Consider the following 10,780-nt stretch of genomic DNA (forward strand, 5'->3'; position numbering starts at 1 on the left):
CTTGTACGCCCATTCTGGGTGGCTCACTTTGAGCAGATTGGCGGCTCACTTTCACGCAGATTTTTCAATAGTAATACTAAAGAAGTATAATTCCCCAGCTTATGGATTCAATTTCCATGTTTTGACGACGACCTATTCAGCCGGAATAGCATCATTTATTGAAAGACGATTTGTGATTACTGAGCAATCTGTAGAAAATATAAAGAATTTCTATTGTAGGGTGTTTATTGAAAATAAAAATCAGGAAGAACTCTATACATCATTACAGCAATTCGTACAGGCCTATGACTTATTAATTAAAGCGGCTCGGAAGAATAACGAGAAATTCGCTGAAAAACTGAGTAGTTCTATTGAGACAATGGACCCTTTTGTTTGGTGTGTGAAGGGCAAAGCGCTGATTTTTGAACCTAAATTGAGTGAATTTATTCACTCTACTTAATAGCAAATCATTCTAATTCTTTGATTAATCAAAGGTTTTTCAAATGAATGCAAAAAATACACGAGGAGGTTATAGGCCAGGTTCTGGGAGGAAAAAGAAAGTTGATGAACTTGATAAACTCAAGCTTATTGACGAAGCGGTCCAGCCTGAGCATTGGATAGCTTTGTTCAAATCGTTGATCATTAAGGCAATTAAGGAAGGAGATGTCAAATCAGCTCAATTGCTTATAGATTCTCGATTTGGGAGAGCCCATCAAACAATGGATCCTGTGATGTTGGAATTAACCAAGCAAAAAGGTATTCAAACTATTACTGCCCAAGAGGTAACCAAAACATTGGTGTTTGCAAATACCACATTGACAGAAAAAGACCTGGAAGAAATCAGGGCAATTGAGATGGGTTTACCTTTCAGTACCATAAAACCATCTCCTGAACCTGATGAAACTTAAATAAAATAGACTAATGGATATCACAGAATTATTTGACAAAATATCTCATTATCCTGAACCAGAAAACCTTGATCAGGCGCAAGAACTAATCGACCTGCAGTCTCAATTGATAAATTTCCTATTCCAGTTTAAGAGACAAATTAAGGCAAATGTTGAAAAGGCTGTTAGCGACAATGGTAAGCTGTGGGGTCTTTTATATGATGTTACAAATGAAAAAAACCTTCTTAAACATGATAATGAGATTTTGGCAAAAACGATTTTGAATAATGCGGACTTTTTAATGGACAAATCAAAAACAATTAATTAAAAAAACAGACAATGGGAAGATTACTTAAGCATTTAATGACGAGCATTGATGAGAACGCTCGTAAAGATCTATTTGATGAGATTTCTGAACTTTTTAAAGCGAAATCCGGAATTGATTTTAAACTGACAATAGATGATGTCATAGTAGAAGTTAAGCCTGCACCGATTAAAACACCTGAAGAAATAACTGATGAGCAGAAGGAGAATAGATTATCTGATTCTTTAAAAAAATATGCTCTTGAGGGAAATACTAAAGCAATGAAAGAAAGCGGGTACAGTATCGATAATAGTATTTAGTACTGATAAGATCCAGAGAGCATTTAAACCACCGGGTCTACTTTTAGATTCAAATCTCCACTTCTCTTTAATGTATTAGCATAATGATTTAATAATCAGTGTGTTTAAATATAAAAATTAATAACAGGTGCAGTTTCGGGTGCGGATTGCAGCTAATTTTAGTAAAATCATGCATCTGGTAAAAAATTATAAATATGGCAGTAAATGTAACCGGCGGACCACTTGACTTCGAAGCATCATTAGATTCCAGGAACTTCGATCAACAACTGAAAAAAATCGAAGGTAATATCAATAGATTATCTGGTGCAGTCCGTAGTCAGGGCAATGATATTGATAGCTTCGCTAAGAAACTATCTGTTGCCGCTGCCAGTTACTTTTCCGTTCAAGCAGCCTCCGAATTCATAAATTCTATGGTTCGTGTTCGTGGTGAGTTCCAGCAGATAGAAATTGCCTTCACCACCATGCTCAAAAGCAAGGAAAAAGCCGATCAATTAATGAAAGAGGCTGTTCGTCTTGCTGCCGTTACTCCATTCGGGCTCCAGGATGTGGCAGCTGGTGCTAAACAATTATTGGCTTATGGTTTCTCTGCAAAGGAAGTTACTCAGAACCTTGAAATGCTTGGAAACATTGCTTCAGGTGTAGGTTCTCAGTTAACGGATGTGGTTTACCTATACGGAACATTGAAAGCTTCCGGTCGGGTCACTCAGATGGATATTAATCAGTTTGCCAATCGCGGTATTCCAATTTATGAAGCACTTGCTCAGGTAATTGGTAAAACTACAGCTGAGGTTCGTGATTATGTATCAGCTGGAAGAATTGGATTTCCTCAGATCGAACAAGCATTTAAGAACATGACAGGACCCGCTGGTCAGTTCTTTAATCTGATGCAGGAGCAATCAAAATCATTGACTGGCCAATTAAGCAACTTATCGGATGCTTGGGCAAGAATGCTCAATGAAATGGGTAAATCTCAGGAAGGTATTCTTTCCGATTCGATTGGAATCGCGATTAGTCTTGTTGATAATTATCAGCAGGTATTGGATATCCTTCAAGCTTTGATCATTGTTTACGGATCATACCGTGCAGCACTCGTTGCAGAAGCTGCTTTAAAACAACTCATTGCAGCCAGAACAGTAGGGATGACTACTGCAGAGATCTTGCATTACCAGGCACTTGTATTACAGACCGCAGCAACAAAAGCATATAATGCAGTTTTAGCAGCAATGCCATTAGGGATGATGACTCTGGGTATCGCAGCTTTAGCTACTTCCATCTACTCATTAACTCAAATAACTGATGCTGCAACCGCATCACAGGAAGTCATGAATGAGTCTAAAGAAGAAGGTGCAAAGGCAGCGGATAAAGAGTTGAATAAAATCAACCAGTTGATGGGTGTGATTAAAAGTCAGACATCCAGTATTCAGCAAAAAGAAGCTGCTTATAAGAAACTTCAGGAAACTACCAATGGTACTCTGAATCAATATAGCCTTGAACAGGTTGCAGCAGGAAAAGCAAAGGTTAGTATTGATGAATACATTAAATCTATACAAGAAGCAGCTGCAGCCAGAAAAGCGTGGTCTGAATTTCAAGCTCTTGCAGATAAACGGGATGAACTGACCAGAAACGGAATAAAGTCAGTCAGTCCATGGGTACAAGCCGGTCGTGCATTAAAGAACCAGTTTACACCAACTTCCCAGGGGATTGGAATGATGGATTGGCTGAAAGGATGGGTTGGTATTGGAACAAGTGATCGAATTGTCAATCAAGAATTGGCTGTAGTTGATCAGCAAATGGAAGCTCTTAAAAAAGCTTTTGGAGATAAATTTGATGAAATTATATCCGGTGAAACCAAGCCTGATGTTGGCTCTGCATCGACTTCAAAAACACGAACTGAAGCATTTGTTGAAGGTGAAATTAAAAAATTGACTGAAGCCCGTTCTGAGTATGCCATTACTTCTAAGGAATACGCAGATTTTACCCGGAAAATCAATGCTTTAAATGAAGAGCTTGCTAATGCTCAGGGCAAAACTACTCAGGCTCAGAGAGAATATAACAATGTTTTGGAGGATAGAAAGAAAGTTCTTGAAGATATACTCAAAGCAGAACAGGAAGTTAACAGAGAAGAGTTAATAAGCAATGAGCGGGAAATTCAACAAGCTAAAGATGAGTACGATATATTAAGACTTCAGGCTAAAGAAAAAGGTCTTGGATCAGGGGCAATTACCCGCATTGATCGTATCGAGGAGAGGAAAACAGGAAACATTCGTTATAAACAACAAACCGATGAATTAATTAAGTTTCTTAATGATCAGGAAAAGCTTTATGACGATTTTGAGAACTATAAGCTTGAGTTTGGTGAGGAAAAGGCTAAGGAGCGTTATAAGAATGAACTTGATACTTCAAAGACTTATCTACAGCTTATATCTGAAGAGATAGAAAAATTTGCGAAGAAAGATAATGGGGGACAACTTACCGGAAATGAGCAGAATCGTATTGGTTTCCTTACTCAAAAGGCAGCAGCTGCAAAAGTAAAAGAGCAAGCAAAGATTGATGAAGCTGTAAGAGCTGCAAGTTCTCATTTGGAACAAGTTCAAGCTATCCGAAGAAAGTACGCTGATATGGCTAATAAATTGGGTTCTGATATTACAGAAAGCCAAAAAGCAGAACTTAAGGCCAGAATGGATGAAGAGATCAAAGCTGCCAATAAAACGGCATTCGAGAAAACTCAAATCTATAGAAATCTTAACCGCGACATCATTCAATTTACCAAAGATTCATTAAGGGATGAGATTAAGGCAATAGAGGGTTTGCTGAAATCTGATCTCAATCCATCATTACGGGCTGAGCTTGAAAAATCACTTGCTCTATTGAAATCACAACTGGAATCTGGTATTAATGAAGCTAATATTGCAGCTCTTCAGGATCAGGCTGATGAATTAAAAAAGGCTTTAAGTGATCCTCTGATTGCTGGTACTGAGTTAGCTGAAGAGTATTTAAAGCAACTTATAGAAATTGAGAATAAAATTCAAGATCTCAATAATTCAAGCGGTCTGAATCAGGTTCTGGATCTGTTTAATTCAATCTCGGGAAGTGGTTTAAATCTATCAGATGTAATACCTGGAACTGAAAAAATTGAATCCCTTGCAAAGGCACTTTCAAAGACATTTGATAACATAAGTAGATCTTTTGCAGAACTATCAAATGCTTTTGCGGGAGCCAACGATGACTTATCATATAAACTGGCAACAATCGCGGAGATAACCGGTGCTTTATCAGATTCGCTCACTTCTCTGGCAAAAGGTGATGTAATTGGTGCGGTTGTTAAAGTGGTGGCTACCATAATAAATATCAATAAACGGGTTAAACAGATGAATGCTGAAGCCCGTGATGGAGTCGCTAAGTTTTATCAGACTGCAATTGAAGGCGAATTAACTTATAATGCATTGCTCCGTGAACGTGATCGTCAGTCTGCAGCTGCTCAGGCAACCCGAATTTTAGGCTTGCAAAAAGAGTCTGCATTGCTGCGATCTCAAACTTCTGAAATTGATAAGCAGTATCAGAACCTTTTAAATCAGATTCAGGGTCAGAAATATATCATTGATCAGGAATATAAACATGGTACTTGGTTTAGAAAAGCTCAGACTAAAACAACTTATGGTACTCTTGCCGGAAAGAGTTTTGAAGAGATCGAAAAGCTTTATAATGAAGGAAGGTTAACTGAAGGAGCAATAGTTATTTATAAGCAACTTGAAAAACTTAAAAACGAGGGCAAGGATGTATCGGATACTTTGGCTCAGATTGCTGAAAAAACTCAGGAAATATTTACAGGCACTACTGCAGATTCAATTACCAACAGTTTGTTCGAAATGTTCAAGAATGGTCAGGTTGGTGCTCAGGAACTTGCTGACTTTTTTAAACAGACCATGGACGATGCGGCTTTAAGCATTTTCAAAAATAAGATTCTGGCATCTGCAATGGATAATTTCTATAAAGAGTTTGCTGATAAAGCCCAGAGTGATGAAATGATCACCGAGCAGGAAAGGGAGGACTTAAAATTGATTTTTGAAACCCTGACAAAGGATGCAGTAAAGCAATTTGATGATTTAAAAAAGATCACTGGTTCAGATCTGGGTGGTTCTCAATCTCAGAGCAAATCAAACACAATGGCAGGGGCTCTTACTCCTTGTTTAGAAAGCTCAATAGAAATAACAACGAACTATAAACTTTCAATTAATCTTATTAAAAAAATACACCCATGTCAATTATAGCATCTCTTCTTACAGAAGAAGTATTTTACATAGCAACGGATTCAATATGCTGCACAGCGGATGAATCAAATAGAATCAGCTTAGAGTCGCCATTGGTAAATTTAAGCTCAAAAATCAGCTATCATCCGCATCTTAAAACCTGTGTCGTTGGCCTAGGATCTGTTGAGTTATATAATAGATACAACCGGTTTATATCTGATATTTTTTGCCTTGATATCACAGATTTATATGACCAAACCAAGGCGTTTGTGAGTACTCTTGATCTATCAAATGAGGCAATAGGAGTTCCTGGTGATAATGTAATGGGATTGATGGCAATTCTCGGATATAGTACTGTTAACAGTAAAATGGTTGCGTATACAGTTACGATTATGAAGACTGGTGATCATAAGTTCCAAAAGCATGAAACGCAAAGTGAAGACGGTGGTTTAACTACTCTCATAAGCCCTCGATTAAAAAATATTAATGACTCTGAGGAAATAATATTGTCAGCTCTAAATAGTGGTGGTAATATCAAGGACGCGCTTGTACAGGTAGCAAAGCAAATGCATGTTGAATCACGAGATCCTGAACTTCATAAATTTCATGTCGGAGGTGAAATACATTTTACGACAATAGGTTATATCGATGGAGAATTCTTTTTCAATTCCTCAACACCATACACTTTTCCGGATTATGATAAGAATGTGGCTTTAATTGTAGAGTATCGAAAAGCAATTGAAAAGATATCTGAAGAAATGAAAGAAGCAGAAATGAAAGAAAATAGAGCTACAATGAAAGCTTTGAGATTGGAACTTAATAATTGCTTAATGTCAAACGTCCTGGATGAGAAAGCAAGTAAAGTCAAATTTGAGAAGCTTGATGAAGATACTTTAAACTTGATTGGAACGCAAAATGACATAATGAAAAAGTTGCATGTTTTTAGTTTGTCAGTTGGTGAAAAACTCGAAAAGCTTCTATTTACCCAAAATAGATGATACAGCCTAAACACTCAAATACTGAAATTAGAAAGCTGATCGAACAGCGGTTTACAATGCTTGATGAGGCTATTATTAGCCGCTTCTCATATATTGGTGAAACGTTTGTAAAAAATGCCAGGGAAAATGGTACTTATAATGACATAACCGGAAATCTTCGAAGCTCCATTGGTTATATCGTCCTTAAAAACGGTAAACAGAAAGCCGGTGGGGGATTTGAAAAATATTCAAATGGTTCTAAAGGCCAAACTTCCGGTAAAAAATTCTTGAAAGAAATTTCGGTTAAATTTCCATCTGGCTATGTTCTTATTGTAGTGGCCGGGATGCAATATGCAGCAGCTGTTGAAAGTCGTGGTAAAGATGTTTTAACTGGTAGTTCTATTGTTGCTAAGCAGGAATTGAAGCGCGCATTTCAGAGGTTTAAAAAATTATAGGACTACAATTTGATTTGCAGTCCTATAACATCATTACATCAACATTGGATAGAGTTCGTTAATTGTTGTAAGATTAATAATAAATGGGTTCAAATCCTATTGCATCTCATTAACGCTCTTAAAAATATCATTCAAGTGTATGGAATTAAAGTAATATCGCCCGAATATCGTTAGTAGGTGCAGTTTTGGGTGCAAATAAGGAGTAATTTTATTAATCAAATCTTTAGCAATTATGAGCTACACTAAATTACCAAACCGGATCCTGGTGTCAGAAAGTTCTGATATAATTCGTGATATAGATAATGAATTTAATCAAGCCCGGGAGACTCTTATGAATAAAGTCAATATGTTTATTAACTGTTTCAATAAACTTGAGGTTGGCGAAATTAATGAACAGTTATTCAGGATTGTTATTAAAGAAGGAGTGGATAACTATGCGAACAAAAGCTTTGAGAATTTAAACAAACAGCTTGCAAAGTCTGGAATTACGGCACCAACTATCATTGAGCAGTTTAATCTGAATCAGAGCGCAAAAATATCTGAATTAAGGTTCTTCTACGATGATTTAATTAGGTATAACACGAATATATCTAAGATCTCAGAATATATGCCTACGCTGGAAGATGTATCAATAACCAATTCACAAGTAAGTTTGATAGAGAAAGATCTTGAGTCTCTTAAAGATTCCAGAGCTCGTTTATATATAGATTCAGCAGTAGGACTAAAGCTTTATGAACACGGTGAAAAGCTAGCTGCCTTGTTCAACGAAATAAACGACATTATCAGATCGACCGGATCTTATAATTTCACAGATATATCAGACTTCATAGATATAGCAGGATGGGATCATCAAAAAGATCAGCATAATCAGGCAGAAATGGTTGTAAATAAAGAAGGTATTTATCGGTTAACAAAAAGTATAGAGAAGTAATTCATAAATCAATAACCCCAGAAAAAACTACTTAATCGATTCGATAATTTCAATTACGTGTTTTGAGCCAATTATTGACAATTTTATTACATATCCCGGTGTAACCCACACTCACTTCTTTAGTGCTATTTTAGTCACTTTTGTAACTTGAGGGTTAATCAACTTCTATATAAGATGCTTTCAATGTCGGGTTAACCAATATTTTTGTGGTACCGTCAAAATATTGAATTTTCAGCTGCGAGATCCTAATGGATTCAATAAGTTTGGAAAAAAATGCCTTGTCAAAACTATATGATCCAGCGTCTTCCGGTTCTATTGGTCCTATAGATGTCAATGTTTTTCTTTGAATGACATCATCCACAGCATTTAAAGCCGTAATTGTTGTATAGATATATTTTATTTTCTTTTTGGAGAAATTCCAATAAGTTGCTCTGAAGCCAGTTACATAGTCATCGTCTAAATCACTGAGATTAATTCCAAAGTCTGTAATTCCTAAACTGTTTTTTCGAGCACCATCAAATTTAAGTCTTACAAACTTATCTAAATATGAGTTCCCTAAACCACTTTTGATAAATTGTATATAGAATTTATGATAATATAATCTCTCATAAACCCCCTCATCGTCAACAGTTGAAATCGGTTCTCCAAGCAGTTTCACAATTTTTTCTTTGTCATAATTGAGCTTCTGCAGATTTTTGAAGTCATACTCAAAAGGGAAATAATATGTGTATTTTTCTTTACTGAACTCCGAGAGAGCTTGATCATATTCACTTTTACTAGACGCTAAGACGGCTATTGGCTGGTGCGTAAGAGGGATATAGTAAACAAGTCCAACAGTGGTATTAACGCTGACAGCTAGCCCTTGGTCGCCATAATAATCTTTAAATGAATCAATAGTCTTGTACTTTGTTGTATCGATATCACATTTACCTCGACCATCAGCCCAATACCAGTCATTTTTTTGTGCAGCAATGTCATTACTGATAACGCAAAATAACGCTAAGAAGACTAAGATTTTCATTTAGAGATAGTTGATTTAATAAAATTAAAATAAAGTTTGTAGATGCAAAACTTTTTTATGAGTATTGTGATGCGAAATAACTTATTCACTAGAAGATTAACCTAACGGCACATTAATTATTCAAACAATCATTTAACATATTCCTGGGAGAACGTTTTAGAAACGTAATCTTTCGTGCCTTAATCGGTGTGAGTTATTTCGCAGCTCCCGGGATATTTTTTAATTGAACTATGCGAAATAACTCACACCATGAAATTGTCAAACCAAATCGGGCAATTGATTTCACCTACGGTAAAGGTTACTTACCAATTTCAATCAGTATCACTCAATCTTATTTAGATCTATTTAAGAAGCTGCCGATTTCGATTGTTTCTTCAATGTTGGGCTTGTTGGTATTTGCCGGTAAAATGAAAGGTGGTATATTATGTTAGACACACAAGAGACATTAAACAAGCCTAGGTACACTATTGGTATTAAGACAGAATTGATTAAAGAAATCATTACTGTTGACAATTCATTTCAAATTAATGAGGTTTTTGAAACTCTACGTTGGATATCTTCAGATGTCGCTCATAACGGTCATGAAGAGGATAATTCGGAAGAAAAAAACAATTGTATTAGTAAGCTGCAGGCCATAATTGAAACAATGACTTACATGCAGAATATACATTACTGTATAGACAATATCAGACACAATGTTGATAAAATACCGAATTTATGAAACCAGATCTTACCCTGATCATAGAGCGACAATTCTTTGATCAGATCGTTGCCGGTACGAAAACCGAAGAATATAGAAGTTTATCAGACTACTACATTAACCGGTTTTGTGTCTTCGAGGGTGAAAGATTCACGGCCATGAAGCCGATAAAGGTCATCTGCTTTGCTGTTGGGTATGCAAAAGACCGGCCTCTGGCATTGGTTGAAGTCAAAGGTATATTCATTGATACTTTTGAAGATCATATACCTGAGGGCTTCAATAAAGGTGATCAATGCTTCACGATCGAGCTGGGTAAGGTGTTGAAAACGAAAAATTAAAGACATGAAAACTAAAAACAGAAAAGCAAAATACATTAAGTCGCTAAAGTTGCAGATAGTTGCACTAAGAAGCCTGTACTTACAAGAAGTAGTGAAAAATGATATCCTAACTCATAAAAGCAATAAAATATGAATACAGAGCAGCAATATAGGGTCATATATCGTTTAAATGAACTTATTGAAATTTTAAAAGAGGAAAACATCGCTCTCAAACAACAACTTGAAAAATTCAATAAAAACACCGATTTAAGTTTATCTGAGTTTAAAGTTATATCTATTCATTCAAAATTAAATTCATCATGCAAATAGCTTACATACGCAATAGAAGAATTAAGAAGCCAAAGGCTCCGAGTGCTTTGGAATGGATGCAGGCAAGACACCTGAGAACGCTTCTGGATAAAGATGCTGACAAAATAAAATCATTGGGTCTTAACAGAGAAGAATTGGCTCGAAAGATCCTGGAAGAGTTAAGATCGTAGAAGAATTTGGAACTAGAACTAAATAATCTTAATTAATTGAACGGGTAATTGAGTATAAAAAAGCACCCATTATGGATCAAGCATAATTCTTGGGGGTTAGAAAAAAAAAGAGTTGATTTGCGGTTACCAAATACGATACCGC

General features: G+C 36.2%; 12 protein-coding genes. 11 read left to right on the forward strand and 1 reads right to left on the reverse strand.

The window, feature by feature from the left end; genetic code table 11:
• The 8 genes from P2W72_RS05445 to P2W72_RS05480 form a co-directional block, all read left to right on the forward strand.
• On the forward strand, positions 1-439 hold a 439-nt coding region (locus P2W72_RS05445), incomplete at its 5' end, for a hypothetical protein (protein WP_276359896.1).
• A gap of 43 nt (positions 440-482) precedes the next feature.
• Positions 483-887: a hypothetical protein gene (locus tag P2W72_RS05450; protein WP_276359897.1), complete on the forward strand. Its 405-nt coding sequence runs from the start codon at positions 483-485 to the stop codon at positions 885-887.
• A 13-nt stretch (positions 888-900) separates the two neighbouring features.
• Entirely contained in the window at positions 901-1,194 is a 294-nt protein-coding gene (locus P2W72_RS05455) for a hypothetical protein (RefSeq protein WP_276359898.1), read from the forward strand.
• An 11-nt stretch (positions 1,195-1,205) separates the two neighbouring features.
• Entirely contained in the window at positions 1,206-1,490 is a 285-nt protein-coding gene (locus tag P2W72_RS05460) for a hypothetical protein (RefSeq protein ID WP_276359899.1), read from the forward strand.
• Positions 1,491-1,684: 194 nt separating this feature from the next.
• Positions 1,685-5,758 (forward strand): tape measure protein, encoded by a 4,074-nt coding sequence (locus P2W72_RS05465; protein ID WP_276359900.1) that lies wholly within the window; start codon positions 1,685-1,687, stop codon positions 5,756-5,758.
• Positions 5,746-6,735 carry a hypothetical protein gene (locus P2W72_RS05470; protein WP_276359901.1) on the forward strand — a complete coding sequence of 330 codons (990 nt, stop codon included), beginning with the start codon at positions 5,746-5,748 and terminating at the stop codon, positions 6,733-6,735. The genes P2W72_RS05465 and P2W72_RS05470 overlap by 13 nt, the downstream gene beginning before the upstream one ends.
• Complete coding sequence (locus P2W72_RS05475) at positions 6,732-7,169, forward strand: hypothetical protein (RefSeq protein ID WP_276359902.1); 438 nt, start codon at positions 6,732-6,734, stop codon at positions 7,167-7,169. Before P2W72_RS05470 ends, P2W72_RS05475 begins: the two co-directional genes overlap by 4 nt.
• A 331-nt stretch (positions 7,170-7,500) precedes the next feature.
• Complete coding sequence (locus P2W72_RS05480) at positions 7,501-8,100, forward strand: hypothetical protein (protein WP_276359903.1); 600 nt, start codon at positions 7,501-7,503, stop codon at positions 8,098-8,100.
• 154 nt (positions 8,101-8,254) lie between these two features.
• Here the strand turns inward: P2W72_RS05480 and P2W72_RS05485 are convergent, their stop codons facing one another.
• Entirely contained in the window at positions 8,255-9,121 is an 867-nt protein-coding gene (locus P2W72_RS05485) for a hypothetical protein (protein ID WP_276359904.1), read from the reverse strand.
• 717 nt (positions 9,122-9,838) lie between these two features.
• On the opposite strand from P2W72_RS05485, the gene P2W72_RS05490 reads away from it, so the two are divergent.
• The 3 genes from P2W72_RS05490 to P2W72_RS05500 all read left to right on the forward strand — a co-directional run bounded on the left by P2W72_RS05490 (position 9,839) and on the right by P2W72_RS05500 (position 10,638).
• Entirely contained in the window at positions 9,839-10,159 is a 321-nt protein-coding gene (locus P2W72_RS05490) for a hypothetical protein (protein ID WP_276359905.1), read from the forward strand.
• Between the two features lie 129 nt (positions 10,160-10,288).
• On the forward strand, positions 10,289-10,468 hold the full coding sequence (locus P2W72_RS05495) for a hypothetical protein (RefSeq protein ID WP_276359906.1): 180 nt from the start codon (positions 10,289-10,291) through the stop codon (positions 10,466-10,468).
• Positions 10,459-10,638, forward strand: a complete 180-nt coding sequence (locus P2W72_RS05500) for a hypothetical protein (protein WP_276359907.1) — start codon at positions 10,459-10,461, stop codon at positions 10,636-10,638. Before P2W72_RS05495 ends, P2W72_RS05500 begins: the two co-directional genes overlap by 10 nt.
• Positions 10,639-10,780: the final 142 nt, after the last annotated feature.

Source organism: Daejeonella sp. H1SJ63, assembly GCF_029360775.1.
Classification (GTDB): Bacteria; Bacteroidota; Bacteroidia; order Sphingobacteriales; family Sphingobacteriaceae; genus Daejeonella.